This is a genomic window from Pseudomonas pichavaramensis (assembly GCF_050473265.1).
GTDB lineage: Bacteria > Pseudomonadota > Gammaproteobacteria > Pseudomonadales > Pseudomonadaceae > Aquipseudomonas.
Map to the genome: position 1 here is coordinate 35,854 of NZ_JBJKFJ010000003.1, position 20,831 is coordinate 56,684.

Genomic DNA, 20,831 nt, shown 5'->3' on the forward strand with positions numbered 1-20,831 from the left:
CCGGGTGGCTTGCCCACCCGCAGTGCGGCCCTCACCGGCGCACTACGTATTTCTCAGCAGCCTCAGCGCACGGCGCGGGCGAGGCTGCTCGATGCCGCATATCCAGGAAGAACACGATGTCGGACGTACAGACACAGGACGTATTGGACAAGGCTGTCGCCGAGGGCGGCGCCTACGAGGTGCTGCACAAGCGCCTGCAGGAGCAGGGCCAACGCCTGCGCGGACTGACCGAAACGCTCAACGGCCAGCGCCTGGCCGAGTTCGGCAGCAGCGCGATGGAGGCCATCGGTCGGGTGCGTATCCGTACCGAAAACAACTGCATCGCCCGCGACATCGTCCAGGTCGGTGACTGCCTGCTATTCGGCTACAACGTGTTCATCGGCCTGAAGAAGGAAACCACGGTTTCCGACGTGTTCTCCCTCTACCGCCTGGTGCAGGGGGCGGAAGGCTTCGAGGCCGAGCCGGTCGCGCTGGACGGTTCGTTCCTGGCCCAGGCCAGCTTCGTCGCCGACTTCAACGAGCTGTACACCTACTACAAGAACACCCGCCTGCTGCAGCTGGCCATCCGCGACGGCAAGCTGCTGGCGAGTTTTCAGATCGGCGAGCGGGTCAGCGACATTCGCGTGTTCCGCTGGTCGATCTCGGTCGATGGTCGCGAGGTGCGCTACATCGACAACCGCGGTGAGCGCGATATCGCCTTGCCCGCGCCGTTCGATTTCGAATGGCAGAAAACTTCCCGCGAGATGGTGGTCACCGGCCGCCATCCGCACATGAACATTCTCGACACCGTGTTCGTCGAGACCGTCGGTGGCGACCTGACCATCAAGGTCGAGAACAACACCCAGGACGGTCTCGGTATCTACCGCGAGCCGGTGGTGGACAAGACCCAGTCGCTGGACGACGCGCAGATTGAGTACGCGCGCCTGGGCAGTCTGATCCTGCTCAAGGTGCTGCCGTACCGCGAGGAGCAGTGGCGCTACCTGGTATTCAACAGCCTGACCAATCAGGTCGAGCGCATCGACGCCATTGGCCTGGCCTGCGTGCAGCTGCCGGAAGACCACGGCATCATCTTCCCCGGTGGTTACTACCTGCAGAGTGGTGAGTACAAGACCTTCGAACAGCCCATGGACGGCATGCGCTTCAAGCGCTCGGTGCGCTCGCCCAACGGCGAGGACGTGCAATACATCTTCTACCATCCGGAAGAAGGCCGTTCGGCGCTGTTCACCTACAACATGATCAAGCGTCAGTTGCACAACCCGATCTTCGGCCACGGTTACGCGCGCCTGGAAGACGGGCGCATGGTGATCTTCTCCGCCGAGGGCAGCGAGCCGACGCGCATCCACCCGATGCAGATCTGGCAGACGCCGTTCGAGAGCGACGACTACGCCGCCCGTCAGCCGGCGCGCAGCGGCTTCTTCGGGCGTATCGGCAATGCCGAGCTGGTACGTGGAGTGTCCGACCTGCTCAACCTCAGCCGCGAGATCGACAGTCGCGAAGTGTCGGTGGCGCGCTACACCCAGCTGTGTCAGAACACCCGCCGCCTGTTCGACGTTTACCACTGGCTGGATGACGCCCAGTGCGCCGAGCTGGCGCCGCTGTTGCGCGAAGTGGCCGCCACCTCCGAGCTGGTGCTCGACGAGTTCGAGAAGGTCGAAAGCATCCGCCAGCAATCGGCGCGGGCCATGGCCGAGGCCGAGACACGGCACAAGAGCCTGCTTTCCAGCCTGCTGGTGGACAGTTGGGACGAGGTGCAGCACTTCGTCGAGGCGCTCAACGCGATCAATGCCCAGCGCGGCCAACTGCTGACCATCCGCGACTACCGCTACATCGATGTGGCGCGTATCGACGCCATGGAAACCGAGTTGCTCGAAGCGCAGGATCGTGTGGCTACGGCTACCTCTGCCTTTCTTGCCAGCGATGCGGCGCTGCAACCCTACGTGCAGCAACTCGGTGAACTGGACGCCCTGGCGCAGAAGGCCGAGAGCGTCACCCAACTGAGCGAGCCGCTGGCCGAGATGCAGGCCATGGCCGGCAATCTGGACATGCTCTCCAGCCTGATGGCCTCGTTGAAGATCGACGACGCCACCCAGCGCACCGCCATCGTCGAGTCGATTTCCGAGGTCTACGCCCACCTCAACCAGGCCAAGGCGCGTGCCGAACAGCGGCGCAAGGGCCTGGGCTCGGCCGAGACCGTGGCGCAGTTCGGTGCCCAGTTCAAACTGTTCAGCCAGGGCATCACCAACGCCCTGGCGCTGGCCCAGGACCCGGAAAAGTGCGACGAGCAGTTGTCGCGCCTGCTGGTGCAGCTCGAAGAGCTGGAAAGCCAGTTCGGCGATCACGAAGAGTTCTTGAGCGACATTCTCGGCAAGCGTGAAGAGCTGTTGGAGACCTTCGAGTCGCACAAGCAGAGCCTGCTTGATGACCGCCAGCGCCGCGCCCAGGGCGTGCTCGACGCCGCCCAGCGCATCCTCGACAGCCTGGGCCGGCGCACCGCGCGCCTGACCCAGATGGAAGAGCTCAATTCCTTCTTCGCCGCCGACCCGCTGATTCTCAAGCTGCGCGAGATGGCCGAGCGCCTGCGCGAGCTGAAAGACAGCGTCAAGGCCGATGACGTCGAAGCGCGCCTCAAGGCGGCCCGCGACCAGGCAGTGCGCGCCCTGCGCGACAAGAGCGAGCTGTTCGAAGAGGGCGGCAACGTCATCAAGCTTGGCCCGCGTCACCGCTTCAGCGTCAACACCCAGGAACTCGATTTGACCCTGATGCCGCGTGGCGATGGCCTGTACCTGCATCTGACCGGCACCGACTTCCTTGAACCGTTGCGTGATGAAGCTCTGGAAGCGCTGCGTGACTACTGGCAGGTGTCGCTGGAGTCCGAGTCACCCTCGCTGTACCGCGCCGAATACCTCGCAGGCTTGGTGCTCGAGGCTGCTGTGGCCGGCCGTGAAGGGCTCAGCCTGGATCTGCTCAAGACCCAGCTTGCGCAGCCGGAGAACCTGACCCGCCTGATCCGCGATTTTGCCGCGCCACGCTATAAGGATGCCTACGAGAAGGGCATCCACGACCACGACGCGGCGCTGATCCTCAGCCAACTGCTGCCGCTGCGTGAAAGTGCCGCTCTGCTGCGCTTTGCGCCCACCGCGCGCGGCTTTGCCGCATTGTTCTGGAACCGTTGGGGCGCGGACATCGAGGCCGAACTGTGGCCGGAGCGGGCGCGTAGCAGCCTGCACCTGCGCCAGCTGTTCGGCAGCGAGGATGGCGTGCGCCGTCTGCAGGATGAAATCGATACGGCGATGCAGCGCTTCCTCGCCCAGCATCCGCTGCCGGTGGATGCTGCGCAGCGTCAGGCGGCTGCGGCCTATCTGATCGAGGAATTGGCGGCCAAGCCCGTCGAGTTCACCTTCAGCAAGTACGCCCGCCAGTTGCTCGACAGCCTGCAGCAGCGTATGCAGGCCAGTCACGTCTGGGACGACTACCGCGCCGCCCTGGACAACCTGCGCGGCCGGCCGCAGCAGCGTTGGTCGCTGGTGCAGACCTGGCTCGACGGCCTGTGCGCGCAGGACGAAGCGCTGCGTGAGCTGGTCGACTACGTGCCCGAGGCCATCGCCATCAGCCTGCTCGATGACGACTTCCCGCGGCGCTTCACCGAAGTTGACCTGCGCTTCACCGTCAGCGGGCTGCTCGGCGACCATCCGCGTGTGCAGGGCGGCAAGCTGGTGCTGGCCATCGACGATTACTTCGCCCGCCTGCAGCAGCATCTGGATCACTTCGTGCCGCAGCTGCAGCGCTACCAGACGCTGCGCCAGGAGGTCATCAACCGCGAGCGCGAGGCGCTGCGTCTGGCCGAGTTCAAGCCACGGCCGCTGTCGTCCTTCGTGCGTAACAAGCTGATCAACGACGTGTACCTGGGTTTCATCGGCGACAACCTGGCCAAGCAGATGGGCACCGCCGGCGAGAACAAGCGCACCGACCTGATGGGCCTGTTGATGCTCATCTCGCCGCCGGGCTACGGCAAGACCACCCTGATGGAGTACGTGGCGCATCGCCTGGGGCTGATCTTCATGAAGGTCAACGGCCCGGCGCTGGGCCATGAGGTGCGCTCCATCGACCCGGCGCAGGCGCCGGACGCCACCTCGCGCCAGGAGTTGGAAAAGCTCAACCTGGCGCTGGAGATGGGCAACAACGTGATGCTGTATGTCGACGACATCCAGCACACCCACCCCGAGTTCCTGCAGAAATTCATCTCCCTGTGCGACGGCACCCGGCGTATCGAAGGCGTGTGGAAGGGCAAGACCAAGACCTACGACATGCGCGGCAAGAAGTTCTGCGTGGTGATGAGCGGCAACCCGTACACCGAGTCCGGCGAGGTCTTCAAGATTCCGGACATGCTCGCCAACCGCGCCGACATCTACAACCTCGGTGACACCCTGGGCGGCATGCAGGAGGCCTTCGCGCTCTCCTACATCGAGAACAGCCTGACCTCCAACCCGGTGCTGGCGCCGCTGGCCACCCGCGACATGGCTGATGTCTACCGCTTCGTCGCCAAGGCCGAGGGCAAGCCGTTCTCCGCCAACGAGCTGAGCCACACCTACAGTGCCGCCGAGATCAACGAGATCAGCTCGACCCTGCAGCGCCTGATGCAGGTGCGTGATGTGGTCGGCCGAGTCAACCAGCAGTACATCGTCAGCGCCGCACAGGCCGATCAGTACCGTACCGAGCCGCCGTTCAAGCTGCAGGGCAGCTACCGCAACATGAACAAGATGGCGGAGAAGATCAGCTCGGTGATGAACGATGCCGAACTGCTGCAGCTGATCGCCGACCACTACCAGGGCGAGTCGCAACTGCTCACCACCGGCGCCGAGGAGAACCTGCTCAAGCTGGCCGAGCTGCGCGGTAATCAGACCCCTGAGCAGAGCGAGCGCTGGGCGCAGATCAAGCGTGATTTCATGCGCAACAAGGCCATGGGCGGTAGCGACAGCGATGTTGGCGGCCGCGTGGTGGCGCAGCTCAACGATCTGGTGGAGAGCGTGCGCGGCCTCGGCGCGGGCAAGCCTGCCGCGGAGGCGCCGGGCATCCCCTGGGAGCAGTTGCTGGCCGGGCTGGACAACCTGGGCAAGCTGCGCCCGCAGGTGGAGGTGGTTGCGCCGCCACAGCCGGGCACGCAAAAATTGCTCGAGAACCTGGCCGACAGCCTGGAAAACAGCTTCCTGCCGCTGATCAAGGCGATGGACAAGAAGATCGACATCGATTTGCGTACCCATAACCGCATGCTGGAAATCTCCACGCAACTGCGTGACCTCGGCACGCTGCTCGGCAACGAGCAGCGCAGCGACGCAGCGGATGACGAGGCGCCGTGAGGCGAGGCTGGCTGGTTGAGTTGCGTCCGCTGCTGCTGATCAGCGGCGCGATGCTGTCGGTGCAACTGGCCAATAGCGCCCTTGGCGGCGCCTTGAATCTCTGGGGGCTGGTGCCCCGGCATGTCGAGGCGTTGCCGGGCATATTCCTGGCGCCCTGGCTGCATGGCAGCTGGGCGCATCTGCTCAGCAATCTCAGCGGTCTGCTGGTACTCGGCAGTCTGGTGTTGCTGCGTTCGCAGCGCGATTTCTTCTTCGCCAGCGCCTTCATCATCATTGGCAGCGGCGTGCTGGTCTGGCTGTTCGGTCGTACCGGCCTGCATGTCGGCGCCAGTGGCTGGCTGTTCGGCTTCTGGGGCCTGTTGCTGGCGCGGGCCTGGTTCGAGCGCAGCCTGCTCGATCTGCTGCTGGCCGTGCTGGTGTTCTTTCTCTACGGCGGCTGGTTCTTCGGCTTGTTGCCGCGTGCCGGCGTTTCTTTCGAATACCACCTGGCGGGGGCTTTCTGCGGCGTGCTTTACGCTGCTTTGAGTCGTCGCCGTCTCACTCGATGAAAAGGATTTTGCATGGACTTCAACCGTCTCGATCAGCAACTGCGTGACAGTCTGGCCGACCTGCGACTGAGCAACGAGGAGCGTGACGAGCTGCGCCAGCTGGGCAGCGAGCTGAGCAGCGACCAGGTGCGCTTCATGCGCAACCGTGCCTTCGCCCTGGCCCGTGAACTGATGCAGGAGCCGGCCAATGTCGAGCCGGTACTGAAATGGCTGGAACAGGTGGTCAAGACCCTCGATAGCGTCGGTAATGCCCCGCGTGTGGAGTACGCCACGGCGCACTTCAGCCCTGGTGAGAGTTGCCGGCGCAAGATTCGCGAGCTGTGCCGCCAGGCGCGCAAGAGCGTGGAAATCTGTGTTTACACCATCTCCGATGATCAGCTCAGCGAAGAAGTGCTCGCCTGCCATGAACGCGGCATCGCCGTGCGCGTGATCAGCGACAACGAAAAACAGTTCGATGCCGGCAGCGACATCCAGTGGCTGCGTGAAAAGGGTGTACCACTGCGTATCGACGCCGGGCCGTACCATATGCACCACAAGTTTGCCCTGTTCGATGGCCGCCTGCTGCTCAACGGCAGCTTCAACTGGACGCGCAGTGCCAGCACCAGCAACGAGGAAAACCTGTTGGTGATCGACCATCCGCAACTGGTGGCGGCGTACAGCCGTGAGTTCGAAGAACTCTGGGCGCGCTACGAAGGTAACTGATGAACCATCCCCACGCCCGTCAGCTCCTTGGCTTCTATCGCAGTTGTTACCTGGCCGATAGTCGCGACCTGGACCTGGACAACCTCGGCAAGTTGCCCGGCAAGCGCTGGGCCTGGCTCGACGGGCGTGAAGAACTGGCCAGTGGTGGTGTGCCGCTGCTGCCCTTGTCGGCCGAGCTGGGGCGGGAATTGGCCGAGGCGCAGGCGCTGTATCAGCGCGAGTTGCAGCTGATCTACGGTGTGCTGCCGGTCTGTGGCCGCCTGCAATTGGAGGCCGGTGGTTCGCAAGCGATCTGCGGCCCGCTGTTCTATTACGAGGCCAGCCTGCAGCCGACCGCCGACGGGCAGGCGCAGTTGCTCAGCATCGATCCGCAACAGGTGCGGGCCAACTGGCGCCTGTTGCGTCGTCTGTTCGATGAGAGCGGTGCCGATAGCCTGGATGGTTTACCGTTGCCTGTGGGCGTTCTGGATGCGGCCGCGCTCGGGCAGTTGCTCGCCTGGGTGGCGCGCAATACGCAGGTGCGCGATGTCAGCGCAGCTGCTGGCTTTCCGCAACTGGTGGACGGTGCGACGCTGGCCCAGGCTCAGCGTCGGCGCAGCCTGTCGCTTCAGGCCGGTGCGTTGGTTGCCCTGGTGCCGCGTGGCAGTGGTAGCCGTGGTATCGCCCATGAGCTGCAGCTGTTGCAGGAGTCGCCGCAACTGTCGCCAGCACTGTTGCAGTTGCTCGGAGAGACACCTGCGCAGCAGGCGCCGGGCTCTGCCAGTACACCGCAACGTCTGCCGGCGCAGCTCAGCCTGGCGCAATGCCGTGCACTGGAAAATGCCGCACGTCACCCGCTGAGTCAGATATCCGGGCCGCCCGGTACCGGCAAGAGCTACAGCCTGGCGGCGCTGGCGCTGGACCGCTACCTGCAAGGCGAGAGCGTGCTGCTGGTCAGCCGCAGTGCTCAGGCGGTAAGAGTCATCGCACACAAGCTGCGCGAGGATTTCGGTCTGCGCGAAGGCATCCTCGAAGGTGACGGCCAGAGCCTGCGTCAGGCACTGCGAGAACGATTGCAGCGCATGCTGCAGGGCGAGATTTCCGATGTTTCCGAGCAGCTCGAAGCGCGCCAGCGCGGCGAGCTTGAGGTGTTGCAGCAGGCTGAGCGGCGATTGTCGGAGGACTTCCGCAAGCGCTGTGAGCAGGCGGTGCGCTGGAGTCGCCTGCTGCTGCGCGCCGGGCGTGGCAGCCTGCCTTTCTGGCGGCGCTGGCTGCAGGTGCCCTGGGTACGCAGGCGTATCGGCACCAGCGTACGTCCATGGGCGTTGCTGGACGAGTTGCGTGATTGTCAGCAGCGTCGCCAGCGTCTTGGTCGTGAGCACCTCAACAGCCATCACAGCCTGGCGCTCAAGCGTCTGCTGATGACTGATCGGGGAATGTTTGTGCGTTATAACCAGGCCATTCGCGCGCGCAATTCGCAGCGTCAGCTGGCCTTGTTCGAAGGCATCGACCCGGCGCGACTACTGGCTGCATTTCCCATCTGGGTGGTGACGCTGGACGAGCTGCACCGTCTGCTGCCATTGCATGCGCAGCTGTTCGACGTGATGGTGATGGACGAGGCGACCCAGTGCGACATCGCGTCGGCGCTGCCGGCTTTCCAGCGTTGCAAGCGGGCGGTGGTGACTGGCGATGCGCGCCAGTTGCGGCATATCTCCTTTCTCTCCCGCGTGCGCGAGACGCAGCTGTTGCAACGCGCCGGCCTGCAGGCCGAGGAGCGTGAAGCCTGGAGCTACCGCGACAACAGCGTGCTCGATCTGGTCGGCCTGCAGCTGGCCAGCCAGGAGGCTGTGGTGTTTCTCGACGAGCACTTTCGCAGTCGCCCGGCGCTGATTCGCTTCAGCAATGAGCTGTTCTACGACCAGCGCCTGCGGGTGATGAAGGAGCGTCCCGGCGCTGAGGCCTGCGACAGTCTGCAGTTGCTGCGTGTCGCCGGGCAGCGGGGGAGCAATGGCATCAACGAGGCGGAGGTCGAGCGGGTGCTCGAACTGCTCGTCGAGCACCTCGACACGTATCGTGACAGCCCGCTCAAGCCCAGCGTCGGTGTGCTGTCGCCGTTTCGCGATCAGGTCGAACGCATCCGCGTGCGTATCGGTGAAACGTTACCATTGGAGCTGTTGCGCGAGTTTCGTCTGCTGGTGGATACGCCTTACGGTTTCCAGGGCGAAGAACGCGACCTGATGATCCTCAGTTTCGCCATCGACGCCGAGTCGGGTCAGGCGGTCAGTTACCTGAACCGGGCCGATCTGTTCAACGTTGCCATCACCCGTGCCCGTGAGCGTCAGGTGCTGTTGTTCAGCGGGAACGAACGCCAGTTGCCGGCAACCCATCTGCTGCGCCGCTATGTGGAGTATCAGCAGAAGCCCGGTGCCCTCTGGCAGGCCGGGGCGGCCGATGTCGCTCGCCAGGCATTGTGTCGGGCATTGCAGGCGCAGGACGTCAGCGTGTGGAATCACTATCCACTGGCCGGACAAGTGCTGGACCTGTTTTGCCGCCGCGGTGACAAGTGTCTGGCCATCGACCTGATCGGCTTCCCTGGCGAGGGGGAAGGTTTTCTCGAACTGGAGCGTTATCTGGTGCTGGCACGCGCAGGCCTGGAGACGCTGCCGCTGAGCTATGGTCTGTGGCACGAGGCACCGGAGCAGGCGCTGCAGGCGGTGCTGGCTCGTTTGTAAGCCTGCGCTCAGGCGGTGGCGACTGGCTGTGCCTGCACCTGGCCCCAGCTGCGCCAGGCGTCGTCGTCGTTCAGGCATTGGAACAACTGGCTCTGCAGGCGTTGATAACGAGGTGGATCGCTGTCTTTCAGCGCGGCGATGCTCTGATGCAGGCGCTGCAGGTTGGTCGTGCCACAGCTGCCGATCAGCGTGTGAAAGTCGATGAAAGCGAAGGCTTCCTCCAGTCGCTCGGCATCGAGATAGGCCGTCAGCAGCGCATCTTTCAGGTCTCCTTCTGCACGCTCCTGCTGCAGCAGGTCCCTGGCGTTCTCGAGTTCGCCCATGGCGATCAGCGCTCTGGCGATCTCGCTGTAGAGGTAGGGTGCATCCTCGGCCGGGATGCCTTCGTCTGTGTCCAGTTGCTGGCGCAGCCGTTGTAACCGATCTCGGGCCGCTTCTGCTTCGCCCAGTTCATTCAGCAGTTGGGCGTGAATGAGGCCTTCGGTGAGGCTGTCCTCGGGTTTCAGTTCAGCCTGAAGGCCTTCGGCCTCTTCGAGGAAACTGCGCACCGACCAACTGTCGCGTTGGTGCGCTGGTCGCTTGGCCTGTTCGCGCAGCAGATGGCGCAGGTGATGCAGGCGCAGGTCTGGCCATGAGGCCTTGCCTTGCTCGCCGGCGAGCAGGCGTTCGGCCTGGCGCTGCAGGCGGCTCGCCCACGAGCTATTGGCCTCTGCGTGCTCCTCGGCCAGGCTCAGAAGCAGCCAGTGCTGGGCGGACGTTTCCAGCTGCTGCAGTTCTCGCTCCAGCAGTTGCTCGGCCTGGATCGTCTCGCCGCGTTGTGCGTACCAGCCGGCCAGGCATTGCAGCAACTCTGCCGCCAGCCCAGCCCTGGTGGTTTCGAGCAGGCGCTCCATCAGTTCGGGGCGCTGAGCCTCGATGAAGTGTTCGAAGAGCTGCCTGGTGTCGATCAGGTAGGTTTTCGAGCGTTCCGTTTGCCCAAGTACCATCAGTGCATCGTCATACTGGCCGTGGGCGGCCAGCAGTTCGACGATGTGGTGCCTGGGCAGGTCGTCGCGCTGGGCCAGTTTCAACAGATGTGCATAACGCTGCAGCTCGGCCAGTGTCTGCAGCAGGGGGTTCCAGCTGAAGTCGAACTCCGCATCGCTGCCGAGCATCGTTTCGACCTTGTGCAATGCCGCGTCGGCCAGATCTGGCTGTTGGCACGCGTCACGCAAGCGAGCGAGGTCCAGCAACTGTAGCTCAGTGAGTGGCTCGCCGGCGTCCAGGGCATTCAGCGCCTCACGGGCATCGTCCACCCTGTCTTCGGCCAGCAGCAGCTTGCTTTGAATCAGCGGCGAATTGCAGCCGGTAACGCCGAAGCGCCTCTGCACCTCGAGCGCCTTGGTGCAATCGCCTCTTTCCACCAGCTCCCGTTGCATCGTCTGCAGCGCTTGGTCGCGGTAGGGCGACTCAAGTTTCCAGAGCAGCGCCACGGCCTCTTCTTCGCGATCCAGCAGCATGAGCCTGGCACAGAGCGAAGCGTGGGCGAGATGCCAGGCGTCGCCCCACAACTGGGCGGCCATCTGCAACGCCAGATCGGGGGCGCTGAATTGCAGGGCGTAGATGCGATTGAGTTGAGTGGCCTCGGTGAGGGTAAGGCGGGCGCCACCGCCTTGTAGTTCGAGCCTTGGTTCTTCAGGTGTATTGACCAGGTGCAGAACGGCCAGAATCACTACGACGGCGACGATTGCAACGAACAACTCCACGGTGATTTCCTTATCAGTTAACGCTCCCTGTCCGGCCGCTCGACAACGCCCGGGTGGGGCGTCTTATACAGATTGCCAGACCGCCTGACAACCTTGTTCCCGTGCATTTGCCAACCGGTTCAGAGGCCTTGCGCCTGCGCTGGGTTGTACGCTGTCGCCGCGCCAATTGTTTAGGTTGGCTTGACGAACGAAACGAGAATGGCCTAGGTCTTCTGATAGATCATTACCGTGCCGGGGGGCTCATGACACTGCGTAATGCTGTTCAACTGATTACCTATCCCGACCGCCTGGGACGCAACCTAGGCGAACTTTACCAACTGCTGGACCGGCACCTGGGCGATGCCTTGGGCGGCGTGCATATCTTGCCGCTGTACCCGTCCAATGCCGATGGCGGCTTCTCGCCTCTGACGCACATGGAGGTGGATCCGCGCTATGGCGACTGGGCGGATGTCGAACGTATCTCCGCGCGTTTCGACCTGTGCGTCGACCTGGTGATCAGCCATATCGCCGACGAGTCGCCGGAGTTCCTCGATTTCGTCGCGCGCGGCCAGGACTCGCCCTACGCCGACCTGTTCGTGCTGGTCGACAGCTTGGGCGAGATCACCCATGACGACCTGGCCAAGATCCATATCCGCAAGGAGAAGGAGCCGTTTCGCGAGGTACGGCTGGCCAATGGCGAAACCTGCCGGGTCTGGTGCACCTTCACCGAACGGCAGATCGACCTCAACTACGATTCGCCGCAAACCTACCAGTTGATGGAACAGTACATGGCCTTTCTCGCCGCGCGTGGGGTCAAGCTGTTCCGTCTGGACGCCTTCGGTTACACCACCAAGCGCATCGGCACCAGTTGCTTCCTGGTGGAGCCGAACGTCTATCGCATCCTCGAATGGTTTCGCGAAACCGGGGCCAAGTACGAGACCGAGATGCTCCCGGAGGTGCACGACCATATCAGCTATCAGTACGCCATCTCGCGCAGGCAGATGCGCCCCTATGCGTTCGCCCTGCCACCGCTGGTGCTGCACGCTTTGCTCACGGGCAGCAGCCGCTACCTCAAGCACTGGCTGCGTATGTGTCCGCGCAATCAGATCACCGTGCTCGATACCCACGACGGCATCTGCATTCCGGATGTCGAGGGCATGTTGCCCGAGGCGCAGATCCAGTACCTGGTCGATGAGATCTCGACGCGCAGTGCCGACCCGATCATGCGCCGCTCGGCGGTGAACGCGCACAGCGTCGGTGCCATCTATCAGCTGACCTGCACTTTCTACGAGGCGCTGATGCGCAACGACGAGGCCTATATCGCCGCGCGGGCCATCCAGTTCTTCACCCCTGGCATTGCGCAGGTCTACTACGTCGGCCTGCTCGCGGGCTGTAATGACTTCGATCTGCTCGAGCAGACGGGAGAGGCGCGCGACGTCAACCGCCACTTCTACAGCCTGGAGGAGGCCGAGCAGGCTTTGCAGCAACCGCTGGTGCAGCGGTTGCTGGCGCTGATGCGTTTCCGTTGCCAGCACCCGGCCTTCGACGGGCGTTTCGAGCAGAACTATGCGGCGGACGACCAGCTCGCGCTGGCCTGGCGTCATGGCGAGCATTACTGCCGCCTGCACCTCGATCTGAGCAGCCTGCAGGCGAGCATCGAGTACAGCGACGAGCAGCGCGGGATCTGCCACATGACCTGCTGAAGGTCGGCGGGGGCCATGCTTTCGCGGTAGACTTGCGCTCTTTCGACCAGCCAAGAAGCCCGCCATGGCCCTGCCATCGACCACCTACAAGATCGACCTGAACCTCACCGATATGGATCGCAGCGTCTATCAGAACCTGCGTTTCACCGTCGCCCGCCATCCATCGGAGACCGAGGAGCGCCTGGCCGCGCGATTGATCGCCTATGCGTTGTTCTACGATGAGCAACTGGCTTTCGGCCGTGGCCTGTCGGACGTCGACGAGCCAGCGTTGTGTGAAAAGAGCCTGGACGATCGCGTGCTGCACTGGATCGAAGTCGGCCAGCCGGACAGCGAGCGCATGACCTGGTGCTCGCGGCGTACCGAGAAGTTCAGCCTGGTCGCCTACGGCAACCTGCGCGTGTGGCAGGGTAAGTGCCTGGACCCGGTGCGCAGCCTGAAGAACATCAACGTCGTCGCCCTCGGCCAGGAGGCGCTGGCCGAGCTGTCGCTGGACCTGCCGCGCTCGCTGAGCTGGAGTGTGATGATCAGCGACGGCGAGCTGTTCGTCACCGACGAACGCGGCCAGCACGAAATTCCCCTGGAGTGGCTGGCTGGTGAGCGCTGAGCCATCGCACGTTTGGCGCCCTCTCCCCCGGCCCCTCTCCCGCAAGCGGGCGAGGGGAGACAAGCCAGAGCCGTAGCCCGGATGCAATCCGGGGCCGCCTGCACCTAATCCCCGGTTTGCATCCGGGTTACACCTGAAAAGCGACCCTTTGTTCATGCGTATCGAATCCCGTCCTTTGCCCGCCCAGTTGCCCGATCTGGGTAACCTGCCGCCACTGCTGACCCGTCTCTACGCCGCCCGTGGTGTGCAGTCCGCCGAGGAACTGGACAAGGGCCTGGCACGGCTGATTCCGTATCAGCAGCTCAAGGGTATGGGCGAGGCGGTGGAGCTGCTGGTTGAGGCGTTGCAGCAGCGCCAGCGCATCCTTATCGTTGGCGACTTCGACGCCGATGGCGCCACCGCCAGCACCGTCGGTGTGCTCGGCCTGCGCCTGCTCGGCGCGGCACATGTCGACTACCTGGTGCCGAATCGCTTCGAGTACGGCTATGGCCTGACCCCGGAGATCGTCGCGGTGGCGCTGCAGCGTCAGCCCGATCTGCTGATGACCGTGGACAACGGCATCTCCAGTGTCGACGGCGTGGCCGCAGCCAAGGCGGCCGGGCTCAAGGTGCTGGTCACCGATCACCACTTGCCGGGCCACGAGCTGCCGGCGGCCGATGCCATCGTCAATCCCAACCAGCCCGGGTGTGACTTCCCGAGCAAGGCGCTGGCCGGGGTCGGGGTGATGTTCTATGTGCTGCTGGCGCTGCGCGCGCGGCTGCGCGAGCTGGGCTGGTTTGCCGGGCGCCAGGAGCCGAACCTGGGCGAACTGCTCGATCTGGTGGCGCTGGGCAGCGTCGCCGACGTGGTGCCGCTGGATGCCAACAACCGCATCCTCGTCCATCAGGGCCTCGCACGGATTCGCGCCGGGCGCGCACGGCCGGGGCTGCGCGCGATTCTCGAAGTGGCCGGACGCGATCACCGGCGCATCACCTCCACCGATCTCGGTTTCATCCTCGGCCCGCGACTGAATGCAGCCGGGCGCCTGGACGACATGAGCCTGGGCATCGAGTGCCTGCTCTGCGACGACGAGGCGCTGGCGCGCGATATGGCGGTGCAGCTCGATCAGCTCAATCAGGACCGCAAGGCCATCGAGCAGGGCATGCAGCGCGAGGCGCTGGCGCAGCTCAAGGATCTGCCCGTGGCGGATATGCCGTTCGGCCTGTGCCTGTTCGAAGCGGACTGGCACCAGGGCGTGATCGGTATTCTCGCCTCGCGCCTCAAGGAGCGTTATCACCGCCCGGCCATCGCCTTCGCCGATGCCGGCGACGGCATGCTCAAGGGCTCGGCGCGTTCGGTGCCGGGGCTGCATATCCGTGATGCGCTGGACGCCGTGGCGGCCAAGCATCCGGGGCTGATCAGCAAGTTCGGCGGGCACGCCATGGCCGCCGGCCTGTCGCTGCCGCAGGCCAACTTCGGCGCCTTCGCCGCGGCCTTCGATGCCGAGGTGCGCCGCCAGCTCAACGAGGATGACCTCACCGGCCGGCTGCTCTCCGATGGTCAGCTCGACGCCACCGAATTCCACCTGGAGCTGGCCCGCGCGCTGCGCAATGCCGGGCCCTGGGGACAGCACTTCCCCGAGCCGCTGTTCCATGGCGTGTTCCAGATCGTGGGCCAGCGTATCGTCGGCGAACGTCACCTGAAACTGGTACTCAAGACCGAGTGTGGCAGCGTGCAGCTCGATGGCATCGCCTTCAACATCGATCGCGAGGTCTGGCCCAACCCCACGCTGCGCTGGGCCGAGCTGGCCTACAAGCTCGACCTCAACGAGTTCCGCGGCAACGAAAGCGTGCAACTGATGGTGGCGCATATCGCCCCGCGCTGAGGCGGGGCAGGGGGGGCCTCAGTCCGCCAGTTCGGCCAGCACCTGACGCAGGCGCTCACGGTTGGCCGGCGAGCAGGGCAGGATCGGCGCGCGAACCTCATCGCCGCACAGCCCCTGCAAGGCGAGGGCGGCTTTCACCGCCGCCGGATTGGCCTCACTGAAGGCCGCCTGTATCCAGGGCAGCAGACGGTAGTGCAACTGCCGGGCGCCGGGCAGATCACCCTGCGTGATGCATTCATGCAGGCGTGTGTAAAGGTCGGTGCGCACGTTCGCCGAGGCCGAGATGGCGCCATGACCACCCAGGCACAGGGTGCTGAATATCTGCGTATCCTCACCGGTCAGCACCTGCACCTGACCGTCAGCGATCAGTGCCATGGTGGTTTCGCTGTCGCCTGCGCAATCCTTGATGGCCTGAATGTTGGGATGACGAACGATGCGTCGTAGCGTTTCACGCTCGATGCGCACGCCGGTGCGATAGGGAATGTCGTAGAGCACCAGCGGCACCGTGGCCGCGTCGGCCAGGGTGCTGAAGAAGTGCTCCAGCCCCGCCTGGGATGGCCGAATGTAGTAAGGCGCCGGCACCAGCAGCCCGGCCAGCGGGCGGTGCTGGATCTCCCGCTGCAGGTCGAGCAAGGCATTCAATTGATTGCCGGCCAGGCCCATGATCACCTGGTGCGGAGCTGCCTGGCGCAATACCGCATCGAGTACGGCGAGCTGTTCCTCCTGACTCAGGGCCGCTGCTTCGCCTGTGGTGCCGCAGACCACCAGGCCGGTTGCGCCATCGGCGAGCAGGCGCTGCACCAGTCGATCGAGACTGGCGAAATCGACTTCGCCGTTGCGAAACGGGGTGGCCAGGGCGACCCAGATACCATTGAAACTGGACATGCGAAACTCTCCTTGCGACTGACCGTCTGGTCGCCGTCAGGGAGGGTGCGGGGTACGAGCGGGAGGGAGATGCAACCTGGCGCTTGTCCTGTCAGCCCATCTGACGGGACAGCGCCCCGGTCAAATGAGCGACTGTTTCTTGGATTTCTTGGCAACGACGACGCACGCGCACTGGCAGGCAATAGGGCCTGGGAGCAGTGGCTGATGGTCGAAGGTGGCGTACATGTTGGGCCTGTTGCCTGAATCGTGCGCCGATGGTGCTTGGCCCGGCGCGCGGCTGTCAAGCCGCCACAGCAGTAATATCTGGAAGCATTCCGCAGGCTGCCGGGACAACGGCCCAGGCCTACACTCGAGCGGATTTCCTCAGGAGGATACTCGATGAATACCCGTGGCTTGCTCGATCAACTGCTTAAATCCGGACAGGACCTGCTGCAACAGAAAGGGGGCGGCGGCGCCTCGTCAGGGCTGGGCGGCGCGCTCGGTGGGTTGCTCGGGGGTGGAGCAGGTTCCGGCAAGAGCGGCGGTAGTGATCTCGGTGCCATGCTCAAGGGGGCCGGTGGCGGTGCTGCGCTGGCCATGCTGCTGGGCAACAAGCGGGTACGCAAGGTCGGTGGCAAGGTGGCGGTCTATGGCGGCCTGGCTGCGCTCGGCGTGCTGGCCTACAAGGCCTACGGCAACTGGCAGGCGCAGCAAGCTCAACAGGGCGGGGCGCAACCGCTCGAGCCGCAGACGCTGGACCGCCTGCCGGCACCGCAGGCCGAGCAACACAGCCATGCGATCCTCAAGGCGCTGGTGGCCGCGGCCAAGGCCGATGGCCACGTGGATGAGCGCGAGCGTCAATTGATCGAGGAAGAGCTCGGCAAACTGGCGCAGGACGCTGAGCTGCAGGCCTGGTTGCACACCGAGCTGAACAAGCCGCTCGACCCCGCCGATGTCGCCCGCGCCGCGACCACGCCGGAAATGGCCGCCGAGATGTACCTGGCCAGCGTGCTGATGGTGGACGAGGAGCACTTCATGGAACGTGCTTACCTCGAAGAGCTGGCCAAGCAGCTGAAGTTGCCCGATACCCTCAAGGCCGAGCTTGAAGCACAGGTGCGTCAGGAGCTGTCCACCGTTCGCTGACAGTGCGTGCGACTCAATCCGTATGCCAGGCGCGGCCTGGCATGCTGTTTTCGACCGGCCAATCGACGTCATGATCGGCGAGGTAGGCATCGACGGCGGCTCCCACCGTGGGCTGGATGCGCTGTTCCCGCTTCTCGCGCAGCAGGCCGAAGCGCCTGATCTTGTCCTTGACCGGTCCCTTGACCTCGGCGAAGTGCAGCTCGATGCCTGCCTCCCTCAACATCTGCTCCAGCTCGGCCAGCATGTCGGCGGAGGTAACGTCGATGCTGGTCAGCGGTTCGGCGGCTATCACCAGGCGTCGCACTTGCGTGGGCGATTGGGTGATCGCCTGCAGCACGCATTGCTGGAACTGTTCGGCATTGGCGAAGAACAGCGGTGCATCCCAGCGAAACAGAACCAGGCCCGGTATCAGTCGGGCCTCCGGGTGGCGCTGGATATCGTGAAAGCCGCGCACGCCGTCGACCTGGCCCAGCACCGCGTAGTGCGGACGCCAGCCATCCCAGAGAAATTCGATCACCGCCAGCAACACGGCGATGCCGATGCCGGGGATGGCACCGAAGGTCACGACGCCGGCGAAGCAGGCCATCGACAGCCAGAACTCCCACTGCTGCACGCGGTAGATGCGTCTGAGGTCGCGGATCTCGAACAGGCCGATCACCGCCGCGATCACCACGGCAGCCAGAGCGCTGGTGGGCAGGTGCTGCATCAGATTCGGCGCTGCCACCAGCAGCAGGGCGACCGACAGTGCGCCGACCACGCCGGCCATTTGCGTCTGCGCGCCGGCCGCCTCGGCTACCGGGGTCCGTGACGAACTGCTGCTGATGGGAAAACCCTGGAAGAAACCGCCGACCAGATTGGCCGCCCCGAGGCCGATCATCTCCTGGTTGGGGTCGACATGCCGGCCGTAGCGCGCGGCATAGGTGCGCGACAGCACGCTGGTGTCGGCGAAGGCGACCAACGCCGCGGCCACGCCGCCGAGTACGACGCTGGACAGGTCGATGCCGCTGAGCCAGGGCAGGGTAAGGCTTGGCAAGCCCTGGGGCAGCTCGCCGAGCACGCTGGCGCCGTATTGAGCGAGGTCCAGCCACTCCACGGCCAGGGTGGCGAGGGTGACGGCGATAAGGATGCCGGGCACGCGCTGGAAGCGTCGCAGCAGCAGGATCACTGCCAGTGTGCCGCCGCCGATGGCCAGGCTGGCCCAGTTGAATTGCGTGGCCCGCACGCCGCTGACAATGGCCCAGATATCCTGCACCGGCCCCTGGTGGTCGATGGAGAAGCCCAGCAGTTTGGGCGTCTGGCTGATCACCACGCTCAGGGCGATGCCGTTCATGTAGCCGTAGCGAATCGGCTTGGACAGCAGCTCGGTGACGAAGCCCAGGCGTAGCAGACCGGCGACGATGCAGGTCACGCCGGCTACCACCGCCATCATGCTGGCCAGCGTGATCGCGCGCAGCGGATCGCCAGCCGACAGGGGCAGCACGACCGCGAGAATCACCGCCGTCAGTGCTGAGTCGGGGCCGAGCACCAGGATGCGGCTGGGGCCGAACAGGGCATAGACCAGCAGCGGCACGATGGTCGCGTACAGGCCGTAGATGCCGGCGACACCCGAGGCTTCGGCGTAGGCGATACCCACCGGCACCAGCATGCTGGTCAACACCAGGCCGGCGGCGATGTCCTTGGGTAGCCAGTCCAGGCGGTAGTGGCGCAGTGTGTACAGACCAGGGAGCCAGCGTCGCCAGCCGCGCTGCTGCTCGATGGCGGGGAGCGATTTGTAGTGAGGGGTGGGCATCGCATGGCGCTCGGGATACAGGCGCTTAGTAAAGCGCAGAGTAGGGGCGCGTCACCAGCCTGGTGATTGCCGGAGCATTCATGGGCTGCATGTCAGACCAAAAGATCATTCTGTCCTGGCGTGATGCCCGCTAGGCTCCGGGCTTCGTTTCACCGCCTCGCGAGGATGCTCATGGCGCAGTTGCCCCTGGAGAAATACGACTACCTGATCGTCGGCGCCGGTCCTGCCGGTTGCCTGCTGGCCAATCGTCTGTCCGCCGACCCATCCGTCAGTGTGCTACTGATCGAGGCCGGCGGGCCGGACAACTACCCCTGGATCCATATCCCGGTCGGTTATCTCTACTGCATCGGCAACCCGCGCACCGACTGGTGCTACAGCACCGAGGCCGACCCCGGCCTGCATGGGCGCTCACTGAAATACCCGCGTGGTCGGGTGCTCGGCGGCAGTTCCTCGATCAACGGCATGATCTACATGCGCGGCCAGGCCGCTGACTACGATGGCTGGGCAGCGGCAGGCAATCCAGGCTGGGCCTGGAACGATGTGCTGCCGCTGTTCAAACGTTCGGAAAACCACTTTGCCGGAGCCAGCGAACTACACGGTGGTGACGGTGAATGGCGGGTGGAACGTCAGCGCCTTTCCTGGGAGATTCTCGAAGCCTTTCGTCTGGCGGCCGCGCAGACAGGCATCGCCAGCATCGAGGACTTCAACAGTGGTGACAACGAGGGGTGTAGTTACTTTCAGGTCAATCAGAAGCAGGGTGTGCGCTGGAACGCTTCCAAGGCGTTCTTGCGCGATATCAGCCAGCGTCAAAATCTGCAGGTGCTTACTGGGGCCGAGGCCGAGCGTTTGGAGCTGGAGCAGGGGCGTGCCAGCGCCGTGCATTTGCGTTGGCAGGGGCAGGCAGTGCGGGTTGCCGCTCGCCGCGAAGTGATTCTCTGCGCCGGAGCCATCGGTTCGCCCGCGCTGCTGCAGCGTTCCGGTATTGGCCCTCGGCCTCTGCTCGAACGTCTGGGCATTGGTGTGCGGCACGAGCTGTCGGGCGTCGGCGCAAATCTGCAGGATCACCTGCAGTTGCGTCTGATCTATCGGGTCGAAGGCGTGAAGACGCTCAACCGTATTGCTGCCACGCCCTGGGGCAAGCTGGGCATGGGGCTGGAGTACCTGCTCAAGCGCAGTGGCCCGCTATCGATGGCGCCCAGCCAATTGGGCGCCTTTGCCAAGTCCGACCCCGGTCAGGCGCGCGCCAATCTGCAGTATCACGTGCAGCCCTTGTCGCTGGAGCGTTTCGGCGAACCCTTGCATGACTTTCCCGCCTTCACCGCCTCGGTATGCAACCTGCGTCCGGAGAGTCGCGGCAGTGTCGAAATTCGTTCGGCAGATGCCAGTGCCGCGCCGGCGATCCGTCCCAATTATCTGAGTGACGAGCGCGACCAGCAGGTGGCTGCCGACGCGATTCGTTTGACCCGTAGCATCGCCGCGGCCCCGGCCCTGGCTGCCTATCGGCCGCAAGAGCACAAACCAGGACCGGACTATCGTGACGAGCAAGACCTGCGGCGCGCTGCGGGTGAGATCGGCACCACCATCTTCCATCCCGTGGGCACCTGCGCGATGGGCCAGGGGCAGGGCGCGGTAGTCGATGCGCGTCTACGCGTGCACGGCATTGCCGGCTTGCGCGTGGTCGATGCCTCGATCATGCCGACCATCACCTCAGGCAACACCTGCTCACCGGTGCTGATGATCGCCGAGAAGGCTGCGCAGATGATTGTCGAGGATGCGCTGCGTCCTGTGCTGCCGGCCGTGCAACTCGAGCGCGTATCCAATTGAG

General features: G+C 64.5%; 12 protein-coding genes. 9 read left to right on the forward strand and 3 right to left on the reverse strand.

The genetic code is table 11. From position 1 onward, the window contains the following. Positions 1-116: 116 nt before the first annotated feature. From ACJRW5_RS05940 to ACJRW5_RS05955, 4 genes are read left to right on the forward strand one after another with little or no spacing between them, the layout of a single operon-like run. The gene (locus ACJRW5_RS05940) at positions 117-5,354 is read left to right on the forward strand and encodes a DNA repair ATPase (RefSeq protein ID WP_484569609.1); all 5,238 of its coding nucleotides are present in this window, start codon (positions 117-119) and stop codon (positions 5,352-5,354) included. Further along, the gene (locus tag ACJRW5_RS05945; protein ID WP_484569610.1) at positions 5,351-5,902 is read left to right on the forward strand and encodes a rhomboid family intramembrane serine protease; all 552 of its coding nucleotides are present in this window, start codon (positions 5,351-5,353) and stop codon (positions 5,900-5,902) included. The genes ACJRW5_RS05940 and ACJRW5_RS05945 overlap by 4 nt, the downstream gene beginning before the upstream one ends. Positions 5,903-5,914: 12 nt before the next feature. Then, positions 5,915-6,604 carry a phospholipase D-like domain-containing protein gene (locus tag ACJRW5_RS05950; protein WP_484569611.1) on the forward strand — a complete coding sequence of 230 codons (690 nt, stop codon included), beginning with the start codon at positions 5,915-5,917 and terminating at the stop codon, positions 6,602-6,604. Beyond that, the gene (locus ACJRW5_RS05955; RefSeq protein WP_484569612.1) at positions 6,604-9,315 is read left to right on the forward strand and encodes a DEAD/DEAH box helicase; all 2,712 of its coding nucleotides are present in this window, start codon (positions 6,604-6,606) and stop codon (positions 9,313-9,315) included. Before ACJRW5_RS05950 ends, ACJRW5_RS05955 begins: the two co-directional genes overlap by 1 nt. 8 nt (positions 9,316-9,323) lie before the next feature. On the opposite strand, the gene ACJRW5_RS05960 is transcribed toward ACJRW5_RS05955, so the two are convergent. Next, positions 9,324-11,060, reverse strand: coding sequence for a hypothetical protein (locus tag ACJRW5_RS05960; RefSeq protein WP_484569613.1), 1,737 nt, complete (start codon positions 11,058-11,060; stop codon positions 9,324-9,326). A 242-nt stretch (positions 11,061-11,302) separates the two neighbouring features. On the opposite strand from ACJRW5_RS05960, the gene gtfA reads away from it, so the two are divergent. From gtfA to recJ, 3 genes are all read left to right on the forward strand, one after another. Beyond that, positions 11,303-12,742, forward strand: coding sequence for a sucrose phosphorylase (gene gtfA, locus ACJRW5_RS05965; RefSeq protein ID WP_484569614.1), 1,440 nt, complete (start codon positions 11,303-11,305; stop codon positions 12,740-12,742). Between the two features lie 64 nt (positions 12,743-12,806). After that, complete coding sequence (locus tag ACJRW5_RS05970; RefSeq protein WP_484569615.1) at positions 12,807-13,346, forward strand: YaeQ family protein; 540 nt, start codon at positions 12,807-12,809, stop codon at positions 13,344-13,346. A 154-nt stretch (positions 13,347-13,500) separates the two neighbouring features. Further along, positions 13,501-15,210, forward strand: coding sequence for a single-stranded-DNA-specific exonuclease RecJ (gene recJ, locus ACJRW5_RS05975; protein ID WP_484569616.1), 1,710 nt, complete (start codon positions 13,501-13,503; stop codon positions 15,208-15,210). Between the two features lie 18 nt (positions 15,211-15,228). Here recJ and dapA read toward each other — a convergent pair whose 3' ends face one another. Continuing rightward, on the reverse strand, positions 15,229-16,095 hold the full coding sequence (gene dapA, locus ACJRW5_RS05980) for a 4-hydroxy-tetrahydrodipicolinate synthase (protein WP_484569617.1): 867 nt from the start codon (positions 16,093-16,095) through the stop codon (positions 15,229-15,231). Positions 16,096-16,473: 378 nt separating this feature from the next. On the opposite strand from dapA, the gene ACJRW5_RS05985 reads away from it, so the two are divergent. Beyond that, positions 16,474-17,217, forward strand: a complete 744-nt coding sequence (locus tag ACJRW5_RS05985; RefSeq protein WP_484569618.1) for a tellurite resistance TerB family protein — start codon at positions 16,474-16,476, stop codon at positions 17,215-17,217. A 13-nt stretch (positions 17,218-17,230) separates the two neighbouring features. On the opposite strand, the gene ACJRW5_RS05990 is transcribed toward ACJRW5_RS05985, so the two are convergent. Further along, positions 17,231-19,006: a SulP family inorganic anion transporter gene (locus ACJRW5_RS05990; RefSeq protein ID WP_484569619.1), complete on the reverse strand. Its 1,776-nt coding sequence runs from the start codon at positions 19,004-19,006 to the stop codon at positions 17,231-17,233. A gap of 171 nt (positions 19,007-19,177) precedes the next feature. Here ACJRW5_RS05990 and ACJRW5_RS05995 point away from each other — a divergent pair, with 171 nt between their 5' ends. After that, positions 19,178-20,830 carry a GMC family oxidoreductase gene (locus tag ACJRW5_RS05995; protein WP_484569620.1) on the forward strand — a complete coding sequence of 551 codons (1,653 nt, stop codon included), beginning with the start codon at positions 19,178-19,180 and terminating at the stop codon, positions 20,828-20,830. Position 20,831: the final 1 nt, after the last annotated feature.